This is a genomic window from Pseudoalteromonas rubra (assembly GCF_004212645.1).
GTDB classification, from domain to species: Bacteria; Pseudomonadota; Gammaproteobacteria; order Enterobacterales; family Alteromonadaceae; genus Pseudoalteromonas; species Pseudoalteromonas rubra_G.
Map to the genome: position 1 here is coordinate 1 of NZ_PPUZ01000033.1, position 18699 is coordinate 18699.

Genomic DNA, 18699 nt, shown 5'->3' on the forward strand with positions numbered 1-18699 from the left:
TAAAAATTTCTCATTTAGAACCTTTACCTAAAGTACAAGCTCTCAAATTTTCGCCTTGTTATCGACCCTATTTTCTCGCCTCAAGATAGAACACTTAATTAAGTAAATTGGTATTATGCCCTGGGATCTGTAAGACGTGCCTCGTCAAGAGGCTGCCATTGGTCATAAAACTGCTCCAGCGCGGTGTACGGTGTTAGGTCGAACAGGCTTCTGAAGCGGATCCAATCCAGCAGGCAGTATAAACTGATCTGAATATACTCGCAGTTTAAAAATACACTTTCATGACAGCTTTGATCTAATACGCGTAGGGTTTCGGCTATTCGCCCTCGTTGCAGATTAAAAAACAGCTTATCGTCATCCGTATTAAACTGTGAACGCTGGCACAGTAATAACTCAACCAGTGAATCGTTGCAGGCATTGATGATAGTGAGCAGGTTTTCCTGCGCCCAGTTGAGATGAGGTAAAGAGAATTTTTGTTGCAGATAGCGGGCAATGACATTGGAGTCCAGTATAGCCTGATCGTCGGCCAGCAGAAACGGCAATTTACGCGCCGGGTTGTGCTGGTTCAGAATCGCTCTGCCTTGTTCACTGAAGATATCCAGTTTGCGGTAATCCAGGGTAATGTCATGGCGAAGGCAGTAAATGCGGATGCGCCTGACGTACGGAGAAGTGTCCGAGCCGTATAAGATCATCACTCAATCCTTAGTTGTGGTTAGATGCGTAATGACTATAGCACTACTTTCAGATGGGTAAAATCAGGGCAGGACAGACTTCTGAAATATCGAGCAGCGCTACCAGCAGCAAGCTGCCAGTAGCAAATGGGCGTGAGTTGCTTAATCGACCCGGCTGGTCACCTCAAGTAGATGATAACCAAACTGGGTTTGAACCGGTCCCTGTACTTCATTAAGCGGCGCCGAAAAAACCACCTTATCGAATTCAGGCACCATCATTCCGGGACCAAATTCGCCCAGATCGCCACCGTCCTGACCCGACGGGCAGCTGGAATACTGTTTGGCGATGTCGGCAAAGTCTTCACCGGCAGCAATACGTTGCTTAAGTTCAAGGCATTGGGCTTCGTTATCGACTAATATGTGTCTTGCGCTGGCTAGTGTCATTATCTCTCCATGGGTGGTTAATTATTGCTCATACATTATTCTAATATACTTAGATTTAAAGCGCATTATTTAAGATCAAGTTCTTTTTCGATGGCGGCAATCATAGGTTCCGACATTGGTTTGGTGCGGCTGTTGAACTGTTGGATTGTCTTACGGTCGGCCGAGATCAGGTACTTATAGAAGTTCCACATTGGGGCCCCGCTTTGTTCGCCCAGGTGCTGAAACACTGGGTTGGCATCGCTGCCGCGCACGGCGCCGGTTGCCAGCATGGTAAAGGTCACGCCATAGTTAATAAAACAGACCTCGGCGGTATCTTTCTCGTCATTCTCTTCCTGAAAGAAATCGTCTGACGGAAACCCGAGTACAACCAGTCCTTTGTCGGCATAGGCTTTATGGAGTTTCTCCAGACCGTCAAACTGACCGGTAAAACCACAGTTGCTGGCCGTGTTGACCACCAATAAAGGCTTACCCTTGAAGGCGCACAGATCCACTGTCTCTTTGGATCTCAGTTTTCTGAACTCATAGCCTGTGAAGTCATCACACGCTGCACTTTTAGCGAAGTCCGGCGTCTCGCTGGCGTGCACGCCGCTGCCGGCAAGCAATGCCATGGATATCAAAAGTGGTCTAATCATAAGGGGCTCCCTGATACGAATTTTAAATGCAATGCCTGACTATACGAGAAACGCACTGTCTCAGTTCACAGTGTAACCGCTGCACAGGCCGATTCAACTAAGCGGAGTATGCAAGTGGCGATTATTGACTAAACTGAATGCTATCTGTCCGCTAAACAACTGCGGTAAGTCGCCTTACCACAATAGGGTTTCGTTATGGAAAACAACAAGGTACTGATAATAGATAGCAGCAGTGTGCTGGCCATGCGACTTAAAGTCCTGTTTGAGCTGCTTGGTTGTGAGGTAGTACATTTACACTTTCAGATGCTGCACAAGGTCAAAGACTTCTCTAGTTACCATGTGGTTGCCATTGCCCATGGGCTGCCCGACAGCGCCTTTGATGCCTTGTCTGCGCTTAAAGATCATGACCGCCTGATTTTACTTGCCCCGAAACCCGAAAATTCAGAGCACGTTGATGCATTCAGCCGCCTGAATCGAATGTTGTGCAATGCGATTGTGATCTACCCCTTTTTTGGCAATAAAGAAATTACCGGATTACTGGAGCGGGTGCTAGAAACCGGCGAACATGGCCACCTGGAGCTGCCAAAAATTCTCCTGGTAGATCACCGCGAAGAGCGACTCGAACGGTTGACGGCCAGTTTGCGAGGGGCACAACTTACCGTGGTAACTGCGCGGTGTCTTTCAGAGGCGATGCTGCAAGCGAGTAGCCATGAAGTTGACCTGTTGATCTGCGATTTTAATCTGGAGCAGGGCAGTGGGCTGGATGTGTTTAAAAAAGTCCGCCAGATCCATCGTGACGCGCGCTGTTTATTAATGACATCACGGCAAGATCAGGTTGATATGATGGAAGCGATCCGCCAGGGTGTAGAAGATGTGTTGACCAAGCCCATAGACGAAGGGGCACTGCTGCAATCTTTACATAAATTGTGGCAAAGTGAGCTACTGCGCCGCAATAATCAGGAACTGGTTGAACGATTACAGGATACGGTGGATGCACTGATTGAAAGAGACAGCTTGCTGCGAGTGATTTACAAGCATACCCCGGACCCCATCATGCTATTTAATCTGGATGGTTATGTGATTGAAGCCAACGACGGCTGTACGACCTTGCTGCGCCTGCCCAGTGATCAGTTACAGCAGCATTCGATATTTGATTTATTTGAGCCTTCATCGGTCGCAGCACTCAAAGAAGCGATTAATAATGGCGGGATCCTGCGCCATTTTAACTGTGAACTGGTGCTGCCGCAGGAGGATGGGCCCAGTATTCCCCTGATGGGCACTTTTATTGAAATCGATCATCACGGAGAAATTGCGCTGGCTGCTATTTTTAAGAATGTGGCTCAGCTGAAGCGCAAACAACAGCTGCTGGAAGAAGCCAAAGAAGTATTGGAAGTCGAAGTACAGGCACGTACGGCGCAGCTTCAGTCGGCCAAAGAAGCCGCCGAGGCTGCTAACATCAGTAAATCCGAGTTCCTGGCCAATATGTCTCATGAACTCAGAACCCCGATGCACTCTATCCTGAGCTTCGCCCGTTTTGGCTTAGATAAGCTGGCATGCGGCGAGATCCCGGTGAACAAGTTGGAGAAGTACCTGTCGCGCATTGAAACCAGCGGCGAGCGATTACTTTTGTTGCTTAACAACCTGCTCGATTTATCTAAACTGGATGCCGGTCGCTTTCCGTTTAATCCTTCGTCGTATAACTTGCTGACCCTAATTCATACCGCCAAAGAAGATGTGTCGGGTCTGGCGATGGCGCGCCATATCCACATTGAACTGGAAGCGCAGGACGACACCATCATGTTGTTTTGCGATGCTGAGCAGCTCACTCAGGTGATCAGAAACTTACTTGGCAACGCCCTGAAATTCAGTCCCGAACACAGTGAAGTGACCGTGACGGTGACACCCAAAGCCGGATACGTGCATATCCTGGTGTGCGACAAAGGGGTTGGCATACCAGAGGATGAGCTGGAGCACATATTTGATAAGTTTGCCCAGAGCAGCAAAACCAACAGTGGTGCCGGTGGCACCGGACTGGGTCTGGCTATTTGCAAGGAGTTTGTGTTGCTGCACAAAGGCTGTATTTATGCCGAAAATAACCCGGATCAGGGCGCCTGCATTCATATTGAATTGCCAATTCAGGCCGAGCACTAGCGCCATTGTGGATCTCTGTCTATAACTAAAAGTAGGTGTCATTGCTGGCCTCGTGATGATATTACAGGCAAGCAGATGGCGACGCTTTGGCAACGGAAAAGGAACTGTGTTATGGCATTGCAGCGAATCCTGGCAGTGGATGATGAACCTTTCAACCTCGAGATCATTGAAGAGATCCTCGAAGATCTGGACTTTGACCTGTTGACGGTGACCAGTGGGCAACAATGCCTGGATGTCATTGAGGAGTTTGCACCTCAGGTTGTGTTGCTGGATGTCAGCATGCCAAAAATGAATGGCTATGAGGTGTGTAAAAAAATTAAGTCAAACCTGGCGACTCAGGACATCATAGTGATGTTTGTGTCGGCGCGGGGCTCGGTTGAAGAGCGCATGGAAGGTTATGCGGTGGGTGCCGAGGATTATATCGTTAAGCCTTTCGGTCACAATGAACTGAAATCGAAACTGCTCAACTTAGGGCAAATGTTACTCGAGCGCGATATTTTGGAGCAGCAGGTAGAAGATGCAACCTCCACGGCGTTTAATGCCATGGCGACCAGCAGTGAAATGGGTTTTATCGTTAATTACATCGAGCAGATAGGTGTGATTGATGACATTCAGGCGCTGGCCAAGGCCTTGATCCAGTGCCTCAATAACTTAGGGCTAAGCTGCAATATTGAGTTTCGGGTGGACGAGCAGCGTCACCACTTTGCCACCGCCGGATTGTGCTCTCCCATTGTACTGGAACTATTTGAAATTTTGCGCGCCAAAGGCCGCTTGCATGAGTTTACCAGTCGGATTTTGGTCAATTACAACCTGGTCAGTGTGCTGATTTTGAATATGCCCTCAGAAGATGCCGACAAGCATGGCCGGCTCAGAGATCATATCTGCTTTATTGCCAGCGTGACCGAGCAACAATTATTGGCTATTTTGACGCGCAAACAACTTGTCTGCCAGCAGGCAGAACTGAATGAAGCCATTACCATGATCCACAGTAAGTTTACCGGATTACTGTCGCTGCTGAATAATAACCGCAGCCAGAATGAGTCGATTTTTCGCAATCTTCAGGAGGTGTTTGAGCAGCGGATCCCCACCATGGGATTGGATGAAGATCAGGAAGTGTTTATTTATCAGCACATAGATGAAGCGATCCAAAGTTCTATTGCCCGGGAAGAGGCCATCATGCAGGTTCGTGAGGCCTTTAGTGAAATTGAAAGTGACCTGTCGCTGTTGAGCAGCGTGGAAAAGCCATCCTGATATAATGCTGTGTTAGCACCACCAAGGTGCTGGCAAGGGGAGTGCCAGAGCGCGTTCAGGCATCCCGTGGCAGGCCTTTTTCGATGATTCGGATCAGCCGCGCCTGTTTGCGTTGCTGCTGAGCCTGCTTGCTACGCTGTTGTGTCAGTGCCCAGTTAATATGCTCCCGAACCAGCTCAGATGCAGACGCAAGGCGCGCCTCCAGCGCTTCGATGATCTGTGCATCGGGCTGCGCATTGCCCAAGCCAACGGCCAGATTACGCAGCCAACGCTCGTGGCCAATGCGCCTAATGGGACTGCCTTCGGTATGTTTTAAAAAGGTTTCTTCGTCCCACAGAAATAAGGTTAACAGCTCCTGATCTTTGAGTTGCTTGCGGGGGTGAAAATCCTGCTCATCGGTAAGCTGACCATAGCGATTCCAGGGGCACACCAGCTGGCAGTCGTCGCAACCATAGACTCGATTGCCGAGCAATGGGCGATACTGCTCGGGGATCGGGCCCTGTAATTCGATGGTCAGATAAGAAATGCATTTGCGGGCATCAACCACATAGGGTTCGACAATCGCCCCCGTCGGACACAAAGTCATACAGGCGTTACACTTGCCACAGCCTTCCTCCTGGGGGTTGTTATCCACCGGCAGGGGCAGGTCGACAAACAACTCACCCAGAAAAAACCAGGAGCCGGCTTGTTTGTGGATCAGCAGACTGTTTTTACCGCGCCAGCCTAACCCGGCTTTTTCGGCGAGCTGGCGTTCCAGCACGGGGGCTGAGTCAACGAAAGGACGAAAACCAAACTGGCCGACTTCCTGCTCGATGCGTTGTCCGAGTTTTTTTAAACGGTTGCGGATCACTTTGTGATAGTCGCGCCCCAGTGCATAGCGGCTGATATAGGCGGTTTGCTTGCTTTTGAGCGCCCGGGCGAAACTGGCATCGGGTGGCAGATAGTTCATTTTGACTGAGATCACCCGTTGTGTCCCAGGCACCAGCTCGGCTGGACGGGCACGCTTCATACCATGTGCCGCCATGTATTCCATCTCGCCATGATAGCCATTATCGAGCCAGCGCTGCAATTGCGCTTCGTGTTCGCTCAGGTCTATGTCGGTAATACCAACCTCGGCAAAGCCAAGTTCTTTGCCCCAAAGCTTAATTTTTTGCGCAAGTTCAGTATAGTTAATATCAACAGAAGAATGAGTAGTGGTCGTCACGGCATGTCTATATCACAAGCAAAATACCTGACTAATTTACCACAAGTTGCCTATACGGCCCAAGCGGTACAAGCGAATGAAGCCGAGGCCGCGCGCCTCGCCGGGTCGACCTTAAGCGCGCTGATGCAGCGCGCCGGCGCCGCTTTGTTTGATTATGTCAGTCGTTTGTCGCTCAGCGGCCCCATTTTGATTTTGACCGGAAAGGGGAATAACGGCGGCGATGGTTATGTGCTGGCGCGCTTGTGCCATCAGGCAGGCATGGCCGTCGAGGTACTCGCTTTGTTCGACCCGAGTCAGTTGCAAGGGGACGCGCAGCAGGCATATCAGGCCTATCTCGACGGTGGGGGAGTCATATCAAACGCTGTGCAGATGCAAAGCACACCGGCTTTAATTGTCGATGCGGTATTTGGCAGCGGCTTTCGTGGTCAGTTGCCAGATAAGGTCGCTGAGGTGTTTCGCCAACTTGCATCGTGTTCGGCGCACCGGCTTGCCGTTGATATCCCCAGTGGCGTGAATGGCTCGACCAGTGAAGTGGCCCGGGATGCCTTTGTTGCCGACGTGACTATGACCTTTATTGCGTTAAAGCAGGGACTGCTCAGCGGCTCTGCCAAACAGCATGCCGGGCAAGTGTATCTGGCCGAACTGGGCGTTGGCCAGGAGTTTGCGCAGCTGGTGTCTGCTTCCTGCCACTATTTATCAGGAGAGTCTTTACTGGCAAAGCGCCCAGTGCGCGCTGCGGATGCCTATAAAAACCGCTGTGGTCATGTGCTGTTAATTGGCGGCGGGCCGGGGATGGCTGGGGCAATACGCCTGGCTGGCGAAGCCTGTTTACGGGCCGGCGCAGGGCTGGTCAGTGTGGCAACGCACCCAGATAATCAGGCCATGGTATTGCAGGGGCGCTATGAGCTGATGGTACATGGCGTTGCCAACGCCGATGCACTGCAACCGCTGCTGGAAAAAGCCGATACTATAGTGATTGGTCCTGGGCTGGGTCAGTCACCGTGGGCACGCGCTTTGTTTGATGCAGTGCGCCAGTGCACTCAGAGCGTGGTGGTCGACGCTGACGGACTGAATTTACTGGCAGGACAACCCGGGCAGTGGCAAAATGCCGTTTTGACCCCGCATTGGGGAGAAGCAAAGCGCTTGTGCACGGGCATAGAAACGGACCCTGAAATTAGCAACCGCTTCGGTATGAGCAATGCGCTCGCGCAATATTATCAGGCATGTGTGGTGCTCAAAGGGCCCGGTACTTTGGTTCAGCAAGCGCAGCGCTTAAATATCAATCGCTCGGGGTGTGCAGCCATGGCCAGCGCTGGGATGGGCGATGTATTATCTGGTATAATTGCCGCTTTGCTTGCGCAGGGCTTGAGTAAATTTGATGCGGCTATGCTGGCGGTGTATATTCATGGTCTTGCGGCCGAAAAAGCGGCACATGACGGCGCACATGGGTTGCTGGCAAGTGATTTATTTGTCCATATTAGAGGTATTATCGGATGAGTGTCGATACGACATTAGAAATTGATCTGGCTGACGAAGCCGCAACGATTGCCCTGGGAAGCCAGCTGGCTAAGTTAATTGATTCAGGTGCGGTATTTTATTTGCATGGTGATTTAGGCGCCGGTAAAACGACACTGACACGCGGTATCGTGCAGGGGCTGGGTCATCAGGGGAATGTTAAAAGTCCGACCTATACCTTAGTTGAACCTTATGAGCTGGGTGAGGTCTGTATTTATCATTTTGATTTGTATCGCCTGGGTGACCCGGAAGAGCTGGAATTTATGGGGATCCGGGATTATTTTGCGCCGCATGCCGTTTGTATTGTTGAATGGCCAGAAAAGGGCGCAGGCGTGATCCCAACGGCAGATATGGACATTGACCTGGCTTATCATGGCGAAGGGCGCCGCGCCGTATTAAGGCCACATACAGAACGAGGAAGGCAGCTTGCTCAAGCTATAAGTCGATATGCGTAGTGCGATAATAAAAATTAGCTTTACCCTGTTTGCGCTGAGCGCGTTATTGCTCGCCAGCGCAGCGCAGGCAAAAAACAAAATCAATGGTGTGCGTGTCTGGCCTTCACCAGAAAGCACACGCGTGGTGTTTGACCTGTCAGAAAAACCCGAATACAGCTATTTTATGCTGAAAAACCCGCTGCGACTGGTGATCGACCTGGAAAATACCAGCAAGCTCAAGCAGCTCCCGAGCTTGCCTAAAGAACATAAAATCGTCGAAAAACTGCGTTACAGTCAGGCCAAGAGCCGCAATAGCACCCGAGTGGTAATGGAGTTGAGCCGCACCGCTAAACCGGTGATTTTTGCTCTGGCGCCAACCGGACCATACAAAGACCGCCTGGTGGTCGACCTGTACGGGCAGCAAAAAAGCCTCTATGCCAGTAAGTCTAAACAAAGCAAAAAGCGTGAGCTGGTAAAAGACAGAGACATCATCATTGCCATCGATGCCGGCCACGGTGGGGAAGATCCAGGTTCAATCGGGCCCTCCGGGACCTATGAAAAAAACATCACACTGCCTATTGCTAAACGACTGGCGCGCTTAATTGACAAAGAGCCGGGCATGCAGGCACGCCTGACCCGTACCGGTGATTACTACATCAAGCTTAACACCCGTACCGCGCGAGCCAGAGAGCGTCAGGCCGATTTCTTTGTGTCTATCCACGCCGATGCTTTTTCGCGCCCGGAACCTCGCGGTGCTTCGGTTTGGATCTTGTCATTACGCCGGGCCAATTCCGAAGTCGGTAAATGGCTGGAAGACAAAGAAAAGCACTCTCAGCTACTGGGTGGTGCGGCGGACGTAATTAAAGACACGGCGAACGAAAAATACCTGGCCAAAGCCCTGCTGGATATGTCGATGGACCACTCGATGAAAACCGGCTTTACTGTGGCGGAAGAAGTGGTGAGTGAGCTGAAAAAAGTCACTAAGTTGCATAAAAAGCGCCCTCAGGCGGCCAACTTTGGGGTACTGAAGTCACCGGATATTCCGTCTATTTTGGTTGAAACCGGGTTTATTTCTAACCCACAGGAAGAAAAGCAGCTTAAAACCAGTTATCACCAGCAGCGTCTGGCGAACGCCATTTTTAAGTCAATCAAGCGTTACTATCAGCAAAATCCGCCAGATAATACCTTATTTGCGAGCCTGAAAAACAACAAACCGGTGCGTCATAAAGTGCAGCGGGGCGAGTCTTTGAGTGTCCTGGCCGCGCGCTATGGCACCACAGTGTCGGCGCTGAAAAAGGCCAACCGCTTGACCAAAAATACTTTGTATATTGGTCAGGTGCTGACTATTCCTAAGGCCTAGACCGTGAGCATTGAAATTTTACCAGCCAGACTGGCCAACCAAATAGCAGCGGGAGAAGTGGTCGAGCGGCCCGCTTCCGTGGTGAAGGAGCTGGTTGAAAACAGCATTGATGCCGGGGCAACACGCATTCAGATAGACATAGAGCGGGGTGGTCATAAGCTGATCCGGATCAGGGACAATGGTGCGGGCATCGTCAAAGATGAGCTGACCCTGGCGCTGTCCCGCCATGCAACCAGTAAGCTGAAAACTCTGGACGATCTGGAATGTATTTCATCGCTGGGTTTTCGCGGTGAGGCGCTGGCGTCGATCAGTTCGGTATCCAGACTGACATTAAGCTCTAAGCCAGCCGATCAGGAAACCGCCTGGCAGGCGTTTGCCGAAGGGCGTGATATGACGGTTCAGATCCAGCCAACCGCACACCCCGATGGCACCACCATAGAAGTTAAAGATCTCTTCTTTAACACCCCGGCGAGACGTAAGTTTTTACGTACCGAGAAAACCGAATTCAGTCATATTGATGAGTTGATCAAACGCATTGCGCTGAGCCGTTTTGATCTGGCACTGACGCTGACACATAACCAAAAAGTGATCCGACAGTTTCGCGCCCGACCCGATCCATACAGTGTGGAGCGGGTGGCACAGGTGGCCGGTAAAGTGTTCTCACAACAGGCCAGTTTTGTTGAATCCGGTCATGACGGTCTGAAGTTGTATGGCTGGGTGTTGCCGGTAGGGTGCAGCAATCAGACTCAGTACACTTATGTGAACGGGCGAATGATGCGAGACAAATTAATCTTGCATGCGATCCGCCAGGCATTTGAAGAAACTGCTGGCGCGGTTGATACGCCCGGGTTTGTTATCTACCTCGAGCTCGACCCCACCCAGGTTGATGTCAATGTGCATCCTGCCAAGCACGAGGTGCGTTTTCATCAGGCGCGGCTGATCCACGACTTCATCGTGCAGGCCGTTAAACAAGTGGTCCTCAGTGAGCGACCTGAGTTGCCTTTATCTGACTCAGGCACCAGTGACGTCGCGCATAGCAGCGCTCAGGCAGGGCCAGTTGCAGCGCCAATGACAGAGCCTGTATCTGAGCAGTTCACACTACAGGATGTGCGTCAGCACCAGGCATATCGTTCACCGCTGCAAAGTGAGTATGATACGGTGCAGGACAGCGCCTATCCCCCAGCTTCCGCGCCTGCGTTTGGCGCAAGTTCCAGTTATCGCAGTGGTGGCAAAAGCAGCAACAGTTCAGGCTCTGCTAAGTCGCGGCAGGTTAATGTCAACGAGCTATATCAGGGCATGGCGCAGCCAGCGGATATGCCGCAGGTAAGTACAGAGTTTGAGTATCAGGCGCAACCGCAGCAGGCCGAAGTCACGCGTTTTTTACCGCTTGCACAAGGGGCTGTGTTGTTTACTCAGGCAGGAGAGCTCAAGTTAGGACATTGCCGGGATGGACTGGTTGAAACCTGGCTGGCACAGATTGAGCAGGATGGGACTTTGCAGGGCAAAGCACTGCTGTTGCCGGTGCGGGTTAACTTGAGCGCCGATGAAATAGCCTCAGTCGTGCAGCAGGAATCCTGGCTGACATTGCTGGGCTTCACCATTGTGGCCCATGAGCGATATGTGATGGTGAAAAAGCTACCACTGAGTTTGTATAGCCTGGATGTACCGCAGTGCCTGGACAAAGTGCTCAGTGCCTGTTTGGCACAGGAAGCCAGCCTGGAAGCCTGGCTAAACTGGCTACAAGCCACTACGCCTGAGGGATATTTTAATTCGCAACACTTTGCTGCGGTGGTAGAAAAAATCATAAAAAATGCCAGAAGCTGTGCTCAAATCGAAGCAAAAGCGGTTACAATAGATCAAAGCAAGTTATTAAGCTTGTCCCAGCAAGAATCATGAGTTCTTGTCCTGCTGTAACCTTAGATGCGTTACAGCACCAACAGCAGTAGAGAAACAGTGTGCAAGCAAAACCCGTTATTACCTTGATGGGGCCAACCGCCGCCGGTAAAACCGCGTTGGCCATTGAGCTCTGTCAACAGTTAAACAGTGAGATCATCAGTGTGGACTCCGCACTGGTTTATAAAGGTATGGATATAGGAACGGCCAAGCCTGATGCTGCTGAGCAGGCATTGGCCCCGCATCACCTGATAGACATACTGGATCCGGCCGAAAGCTATTCTGTTGCAGACTTTCGTCGAGATGCCATTGACTGTATTGACCGTTTACACCGCCAGGGCAAAGTCCCGGTGCTGGTTGGCGGCACTATGATGTACTTTAAAGGGCTGATAGAGGGCTTATCACCTTTGCCAGAGGCGTGCCCAAAGGTGCGCGAGACGTTGGAACAAGAAGCGAAAGCACTGGGCTGGCCAGCATTGCATGCCCAGCTGATGGCGATTGACCCGCAAGCGGCGAGTAAAATCAGTGAAAACGATTCACAGCGGATCAACAGAGCACTGGAAGTCTATCGTCTGACGGGTAAAACCATGACTGAATTGCAAAAAGCCAAACAAGCGCCGTTGCCCTATCAGTTTCATCAGTTTGCAATTGCGCCGCAGGATCGTAAGATACTGCACGAAAGGATAGAAAAAAGATTTAAAATAATGCTGGATCAGGGCTTTAAAAACGAAGTTTTGGCCTTATATCAGCGAAATGATTTGCATCCGGATTTGCCTTCCATTCGTTGTGTGGGATATCGGCAGATGTGGGAGCATTTGGCTGGTGAGTGCGATTATGAAGAAATGCTCTTCAAGGGGATCGCAGCAACCAGGCAGTTAGCGAAGCGCCAATTAACCTGGTTACGTAGTTGGCCAGATGTCACCTGGCTTGAAACCGACGAGCAAGAAAACTTGCAACGTGTATTAAGTTCGCTAAGCTAATAGTGGTTGGGGAAATTTTTTTATTTAGATTACCTCAACTATCTCAACATAATAACACCTAGAACGAAGGATAAGAACATGGCAAAAGGCCAATCGTTACAAGACCCATTTTTGAATGTCTTACGTCGTGAGCGCATTCCCGTTTCCATCTTTTTAGTTAACGGTATCAAATTACAAGGCAAGATCCAGTCTTTTGACCAGTTCGTGATCTTGCTTGAAAACACTGTAAATCAAATGGTTTATAAACACGCCATCTCGACTGTTGTGCCTGCTCGTGCTGTAAATTTCCAGAATACTCAGGGCAATGACAGCGCAGAAAATGGCGAAGATGGTAACTTTTAATCGTTTTTAGTCGATAGTAGGAGCGTAATGCTTGTTTGACCGTTATGAAGCCGGCGAACAGGCAGTCTTAGTACATATAGAGTTTCCAAATGAAGGAGATCGAGAAGATCTTCGTGAGCTGGAAATGCTAGTGTCTTCTGCTGGTGTTAGTTGTTTGACGGTTGTGCAAGGCAGCCGTCAGGCCCCTCACCCGAAATTATTTGTCGGGACGGGGAAAGCAGAAGAAATCGCTGAGATTGTCAGAACTCACAATGCAGATGTCATCATCTTTAATCATCAACTCAGTCCCTCTCAAGAGCGCAACTTAGAGCGTGTCTGCCGTTGCCGGGTATTAGATAGAACGACCTTAATTTTAGATATTTTTGCTCAGCGTGCCCGCACCCACGAAGGTAAGTTGCAGGTTGAGCTGGCGCAGTTACGGCATATTTCAACTCGCCTGATCCGCGGCTGGACCCACCTTGAAAGACAAAAGGGCGGGATAGGCTTGCGTGGACCGGGTGAAACCCAGCTGGAAACTGACCGACGGTTACTCCGGGAGCGGATAAAAAGCATCCGTAAGCGACTCGAAAAAGTGGCAACAGTGCGAGAGCAAGGGCGTCGTGCCCGCAGCCGCAATGAAATTCCGACAGTGTCTTTGGTTGGTTATACCAATGCGGGCAAATCAACCTTGTTTAATCACGTCACCAATGCTGATGTGTATGCGGCGGATCAGCTTTTTGCGACTTTGGATCCAACGTTGCGTAAGCTGGAAATTACCGATGTTGGCCCGGTCATCTTTGCCGATACGGTTGGCTTTATCCGCCATTTACCCCATGATTTGGTTGCCGCTTTTAAAGCGACTTTGACCGAAACCCGGGAAGCAGACTTACAGCTGCATGTTGTCGATGTGGCAGATCAGAGAAGAAAAGAGAACATAGAAGAGGTACAATCGGTCCTCAAAGAAATTGAGGCGGATGAGATCCCTCAGCTGTTGGTTTACAACAAAATTGATCTGGTTGACGAGATCAACCCTAAAATAGACAGAGACGATCAGGGCGTGCCAGTGCGTGTGTGGTTATCGGCACATACGGGTGAAGGCATTGAGTTGCTTGAGCAGGCAATTTCAGAGCTGCTGGCGAAGAAAATTTTTGCCAGTAAGCTTTTGGTACCGCCTGCATTTGGTAAGCTGCGCGGCGCGCTGTTTAACCTTAATGCGGTAAATGGCGAGTCCTATGACGAGGCTGGAAACTGGCTGTTGGACGTCAGATTACCGCAGGCAGATTGGGAAAGATTAAAGAAAGAGCAGGGGCAGGAAATAGCGCAATTTGTGGTGGAAGATTGAAAAAGCCGCTTATTGCACGCATTTCTCTATTAGATCTCTGTGTTTTTTGTTAGATTTAGATTAATTCATTTTATAACAATGGAGTATAGCTATGGCCTGGAACGAACCGGGTAATAATGGCAATGATAACGACCCGTGGAAGAACCGTGGTGGTCGTGATCAGGGGCCACCTGACTTAGACGAAGTATTCCGCAAATTCAACAACAAATTTGGCGGCATGTTTGGCGGTAAGCCAGGCAAAGGCGGCGGTATCGGCGGTGCCGGTATGGTGTTTGTGCTGTTAATTGCTTTTGTTGTTTGGGCGTTAAGCGGTATTTACACAGTGAAAGAAGCCGAGCGTGGCATAGTGCTGCAATTCGGTGAATTTAACCGTATCGCCGAGCCGGGTCTGCGCTGGAAAATGACCTTTATTGAACGCGTTATCCCCATTGATATTGAAGCGGTTCGCTCTTTGTCGGCATCAGGGTTTATGCTGACTGAAGACGAGAATGTGGTGAGCGTTGAGTTCGAGGTTCAGTATCGGGTGGTTGATCCGACCTTATATCGCTTCAGCGTAACCGATGCCGATCACAGCTTACAGCAGGCACTGGATAGTGCGTTGCGCTATGTTGTGGGTCACTCTCGCATGGACCAGGTATTAACCACGGGCCGTGAATTGGTACGTCAGCGAACTTGGGATGAACTGACCAAGATCATCGAGCCATACAACCTGGGTATTATCGTCACCGATGTGAACTTTAAAGACTCACGTCCGCCTGCGGAAGTAAAAGATGCATTTGATGACGCCATTGCAGCACAAGAGGATGAAGAGCGTTTCATTCGTGAAGCTGAAGCATACGCAAGAGAAATCGAGCCGCGTGCCCGAGGTCAGGTAACGCGTATGACGCAAGAAGCAGAAGCGTACCGAGAGCGTATCACTCTGGAAGCGCAGGGTGAGGTTGAGCGTTTTGAAAAGCTATTGCCAGAGTATCAGGCAGCCAAGCAGGTTACCCGTGAACGTTTGTACATCGAAACCATGGAGCAAGTGCTGGGTAACAGCTCTAAAGTGTTGGTTGACGTAAAAGGTGGCAACAACATGATGTATCTGCCACTGGATAAGATTATGCAGCAAAGCAAGTCGGGCACGCAGGTTACCCTGTCAAGCCAGAACGACATCAACCAGCTGCGTCAGTCACTGGGTCAGTCACGCAACAGCACAGTGAACAGCAGTGATGATCGTTTTTCACGTGACCGTTTTAACAATGGTGGGAGGTAACTGACATGAAAAACATGACTGTCGTAGGATTGATCATTGCCGCATTTTTGGCTTTTTCGTCGGTGTTTGTTGTCACAGAAGGTCAACGCGCCATCGTTTTACTGTTCAGTAAAGTACAAAAAGACAGCCAGGACAATGCCGTGGTATACGAGCCAGGTCTGCACCTGAAAGTACCATTTTTCAGTCAGGTACGTCGCATTGACGCGCGTATTCAGACGCTGGATGGTGCACCGGATCGTTTCGTTACCAGTGAGAAAAAAGACTTGATCGTTGATTCATTCGTGAAGTGGCGTGTCAACGATTTCTCGGCCTACTATCTGCGTGCCAGAGGTGATAAGCAATACGCTGAAACCCTGCTTAAGCAGAAAGTGAACAATGGTCTGAGAACCAACTTTGGTTCGCGTACCATTAAAGAGATTGTGTCGGGTGAACGTAGCGAGCTGATGGAAGAAGCGCTGGTACAAGCCTCTGAGAGTGCTCAGGAGCTGGGTATTGAGGTGCTGGATGTGCGGGTTAAGCAAATCAACCTGCCAAACGAAGTCAGTAACTCAATCTTCCAGCGGATGCGTGCTGAGCGTACCGCAGTGGCGAAAGAGCACCGCTCAGAAGGTCAGGAAAAGGCGGAGATCATTCGTGCTGAAGTTGACCGTCGGGTTACCGTTATGCTGGCAGATGCGGAGCGTAATGCCCGTGCTGTGCGCGGTCAGGGCGATGCACTGGCGGCAAAAATTTATGCTGATGCGTACAACAAGGATCCGGAGTTCTTCGGCTTTGTTCGCTCGCTGGAAGCATATAAGAATACTTTCACCAGCAAAGGCGATGTGATGGTATTATCACCGGATAGCGAGTTCTTCGATTATATGAAGAACAAAAAAGGCGAATAAGTCGGCGCTCTTGTTATTGTAATGGCGTGACTAAAGTCCGAATTGAAAACCCCGCAGCAGCGGGGTTTTTTGCTCTCTAACCCTGTTCAGACACGCCTGCGGGCAATACCACCTGATCAGACGAGTTAAAGAAACCCTCTTAATTTCATTAGGATCCCGGTGAGTGCGGAAAAAATAGCCGTAATGGGGTGTTTTGAACGTGCTTTTCTGATAAAATCTGCGCCTAATTTTTTCTAAGTGATTTTGCAATGGGTAAAAACGTCGTTGTATTGGGCACCCAGTGGGGTGACGAAGGTAAAGGCAAGGTTGTAGACCTGCTGACAGATAAAGCTTCTTTGGTTGTTCGCTATCAGGGCGGACATAACGCGGGCCACACGCTGGTGATCAACGGTGAGAAAACCGTCCTGCACCTGATCCCGTCAGGCATTCTACGTGACAACGTAAAATGCATTATCGGTAACGGTGTGGTATTGGCACCAGACGCACTCATGAAAGAAGTGCGTATGCTGGAAGAGCGTGGTGTACCAGTTCGTGAGCGCTTGCTTATCAGTGAAGCATGTCCGTTGATCCTGCCTTACCATGTTGCTTTGGATCAGGCACGTGAATTGGCTCGTGGCAATAAAGCAATCGGTACAACCGGTCGTGGTATCGGCCCTGCTTACGAAGACAAAGTAGCACGTCGTGGTCTGCGCGTTGGCGACCTGTTCAACCCAGAGCAGTTTGCAGCTAAGCTGAAAGAGGTGCTTGAGTACCATAACTTCACCCTGGTTAACTACTACAAAGTAGACCCGGTCGATTTCCAGAAGACCTATGATGAAGCGATGGAAATTGCACAAATCCTGAAGTCTATGGTGGTTGACGTTACTGAGCTGCTGGATCAAACGCGTCTGAATGGCGACAACATCCTGTTTGAAGGTGCTCAGGGTACTTTGCTTGATATCGACCACGGTACATACCCATATGTAACTTCTTCTAACACCACTGCCGGTGGTGTGGCAACAGGTGCGGGCTTTGGTCCATTACACCTGGACTATGTGCTGGGTATTGTTAAAGCGTACACCACGCGTGTAGGTTCAGGTCCGTTCCCGACAGAACTTTACGATGGTCTGGACAAGCAAGATCCGGTTGGTAAGCACTTAGGTGAGAAAGGTCACGAGTTCGGTGCAACGACGGGTCGTTTGCGTCGTACTGGTTGGTTTGACGCAGTTGCAATGCGTCGTGCAATCCAGATCAATAGTATCTCAGGTTTCTGTCTGACTAAGCTGGATGTACTGGATGGTCTTGAAACCATCAAGATCTGTACTGGTTACCAGCTGGAAGATGGCACAGTCACTAACGTGACGCCACTGGCAGCGGAAGGCTACGAGAAAGTGACGCCGGTTTACGAAGAAATGCCAGGCTGGTCTGAGAACACCTTTGGTGCAACAACCGTTGAAGCCCTGCCAGAAGCGGCTATCAACTACATCAAGCGTCTTGAAGAGCTGACAGGTGTACCAATCGACATCATCTCAACGGGCCCTGACCGCGTTGAGACTATGATTGTTCGCAACCCATTCGGCGAATAATTAAGTGTAAAAAAAGCTGCTACGGCAGCTTTTTTTATGTCTGTAAAATGCATTATGCTTGTCTTCACTTGCTTCGGCTCAGCCTAGTTTCTCCAATACAATCCTTCTCAGTGGCACATTTATTGTATACTTAATGTTAGTGTGTCATTGGTACGTATCGAATATGAACAAGCATCTAAGTATGATATCTGCGCTGATTGTAAGCGCTTGCTTATTTATCAGCCCTCATTCTAAAGGCGATGAGCCGATTGAAGCCGTTCCCCTTTATAGCCAGGCGGAGCTGCTGGAGCTGATCAGTCGCAATGCGCATCTGAAACGCGTGAAAGACGATGAGTGCCAGTTGGTTCAGGATATCGAAGCACGCGCCGAAATAATGGCGCTGCCGTCGTACCAGTTCCTGTATGGCGATATGCTGGCCTACGCGGTCTGTGTTGACCGTAACGTTGAGCTTGGCCTGTATTATATGCGCAAGGCGGCTGAACAGGGCTTAGCACCGGCGCTGGAGCAGCTTGGCCGCTATTATGATCTTGGTAAGCTGGTGCAAATGGACAAGCGGATGGCCATTACCTACTTGCGTGAGGCCTCGGTGCTGGGAAATTTAAAAGCTCAGCTGCGGCTGGTCGATTTGTTCAATAAGGGGTACGGCAGTCCAAGAGATTATGAGGACGCCTATCGCTGGCTGTTCCACGCCGCAGTCGCAGACAAAAAACTGCACAAGCGCATCGAAACGGCGCTGGCGTTATTAGCGCAGAAAATGCCGGACAGCGTGGTGAAACGTGCCCGGCTACCGATGTAAG

At 50.2% G+C, this 18699-nt stretch carries 17 protein-coding genes; 13 read left to right on the forward strand and 4 right to left on the reverse strand.

The annotated features are described in order from the left end of the window. Window positions 1-113 precede the first annotated feature (113 nt). The 3 genes from C3B51_RS12645 to C3B51_RS12655 all read right to left on the reverse strand — a co-directional run bounded on the left by C3B51_RS12645 (window position 114) and on the right by C3B51_RS12655 (window position 1747). A complete protein-coding gene (locus tag C3B51_RS12645) occupies window positions 114-692 on the reverse strand; it encodes a glutathione S-transferase family protein (protein ID WP_125721004.1) in 579 nt (192 codons plus the stop codon). 141 nt (window positions 693-833) lie between these two features. After that, a complete protein-coding gene (locus C3B51_RS12650) occupies window positions 834-1115 on the reverse strand; it encodes a peptidylprolyl isomerase (RefSeq protein WP_046003683.1) in 282 nt (93 codons plus the stop codon). A gap of 65 nt (window positions 1116-1180) precedes the next feature. Continuing rightward, window positions 1181-1747 (reverse strand): glutathione peroxidase, encoded by a 567-nt coding sequence (locus C3B51_RS12655; RefSeq protein WP_125721002.1) that lies wholly within the window; start codon window positions 1745-1747, stop codon window positions 1181-1183. A gap of 195 nt (window positions 1748-1942) precedes the next feature. Between C3B51_RS12655 and C3B51_RS12660 the strand changes: the two genes are divergently transcribed. Together C3B51_RS12660 and C3B51_RS12665 are read left to right on the forward strand one after the other, a co-directional pair. Continuing rightward, window positions 1943-3898: an ATP-binding protein gene (locus C3B51_RS12660; RefSeq protein WP_125721000.1), complete on the forward strand. Its 1956-nt coding sequence runs from the start codon at window positions 1943-1945 to the stop codon at window positions 3896-3898. Between the two features lie 111 nt (window positions 3899-4009). Further along, window positions 4010-5149, forward strand: coding sequence for a response regulator (locus C3B51_RS12665; RefSeq protein WP_130245265.1), 1140 nt, complete (start codon window positions 4010-4012; stop codon window positions 5147-5149). A gap of 55 nt (window positions 5150-5204) precedes the next feature. Here the strand turns inward: C3B51_RS12665 and queG are convergent, their stop codons facing one another. Beyond that, window positions 5205-6353 carry a tRNA epoxyqueuosine(34) reductase QueG gene (gene queG, locus C3B51_RS12670; protein ID WP_130245266.1) on the reverse strand — a complete coding sequence of 383 codons (1149 nt, stop codon included), beginning with the start codon at window positions 6351-6353 and terminating at the stop codon, window positions 5205-5207. Window positions 6354-6356: 3 nt separating this feature from the next. Between queG and C3B51_RS12675 the strand changes: the two genes are divergently transcribed. The 11 genes from C3B51_RS12675 to C3B51_RS12725 all read left to right on the forward strand — a co-directional run bounded on the left by C3B51_RS12675 (window position 6357) and on the right by C3B51_RS12725 (window position 18698). Continuing rightward, window positions 6357-7850 carry an NAD(P)H-hydrate dehydratase gene (locus tag C3B51_RS12675; RefSeq protein WP_130245267.1) on the forward strand — a complete coding sequence of 498 codons (1494 nt, stop codon included), beginning with the start codon at window positions 6357-6359 and terminating at the stop codon, window positions 7848-7850. Next, on the forward strand, window positions 7847-8323 hold the full coding sequence (gene tsaE / locus C3B51_RS12680; RefSeq protein WP_046003677.1) for a tRNA (adenosine(37)-N6)-threonylcarbamoyltransferase complex ATPase subunit type 1 TsaE: 477 nt from the start codon (window positions 7847-7849) through the stop codon (window positions 8321-8323). Before C3B51_RS12675 ends, tsaE begins: the two co-directional genes overlap by 4 nt. Beyond that, window positions 8316-9662 carry an N-acetylmuramoyl-L-alanine amidase gene (locus C3B51_RS12685; protein ID WP_046003676.1) on the forward strand — a complete coding sequence of 449 codons (1347 nt, stop codon included), beginning with the start codon at window positions 8316-8318 and terminating at the stop codon, window positions 9660-9662. Before tsaE ends, C3B51_RS12685 begins: the two co-directional genes overlap by 8 nt. A gap of 3 nt (window positions 9663-9665) precedes the next feature. Further along, complete coding sequence (gene mutL / locus C3B51_RS12690; RefSeq protein WP_130245268.1) at window positions 9666-11558, forward strand: DNA mismatch repair endonuclease MutL; 1893 nt, start codon at window positions 9666-9668, stop codon at window positions 11556-11558. A gap of 59 nt (window positions 11559-11617) precedes the next feature. Then, on the forward strand, window positions 11618-12535 hold the full coding sequence (gene miaA, locus C3B51_RS12695; RefSeq protein ID WP_125720993.1) for a tRNA (adenosine(37)-N6)-dimethylallyltransferase MiaA: 918 nt from the start codon (window positions 11618-11620) through the stop codon (window positions 12533-12535). A gap of 78 nt (window positions 12536-12613) precedes the next feature. Further along, window positions 12614-12877, forward strand: a complete 264-nt coding sequence (gene hfq / locus C3B51_RS12700) for an RNA chaperone Hfq (protein ID WP_125720990.1) — start codon at window positions 12614-12616, stop codon at window positions 12875-12877. A gap of 31 nt (window positions 12878-12908) precedes the next feature. Beyond that, window positions 12909-14198: a ribosome rescue GTPase HflX gene (hflX, locus tag C3B51_RS12705; RefSeq protein WP_125720988.1), complete on the forward strand. Its 1290-nt coding sequence runs from the start codon at window positions 12909-12911 to the stop codon at window positions 14196-14198. A gap of 91 nt (window positions 14199-14289) precedes the next feature. Next, entirely contained in the window at window positions 14290-15453 is a 1164-nt protein-coding gene (hflK, locus tag C3B51_RS12710; RefSeq protein ID WP_130245269.1) for an FtsH protease activity modulator HflK, read from the forward strand. Between the two features lie 5 nt (window positions 15454-15458). Then, entirely contained in the window at window positions 15459-16337 is an 879-nt protein-coding gene (gene hflC, locus C3B51_RS12715) for a protease modulator HflC (RefSeq protein WP_130245270.1), read from the forward strand. 248 nt (window positions 16338-16585) lie between these two features. Further along, window positions 16586-17902, forward strand: a complete 1317-nt coding sequence (locus tag C3B51_RS12720; protein WP_054015976.1) for an adenylosuccinate synthase — start codon at window positions 16586-16588, stop codon at window positions 17900-17902. A 181-nt stretch (window positions 17903-18083) separates the two neighbouring features. Next, on the forward strand, window positions 18084-18698 hold the full coding sequence (locus C3B51_RS12725) for a tetratricopeptide repeat protein (protein ID WP_425331674.1): 615 nt from the start codon (window positions 18084-18086) through the stop codon (window positions 18696-18698). Window position 18699 lies beyond the last annotated feature (1 nt).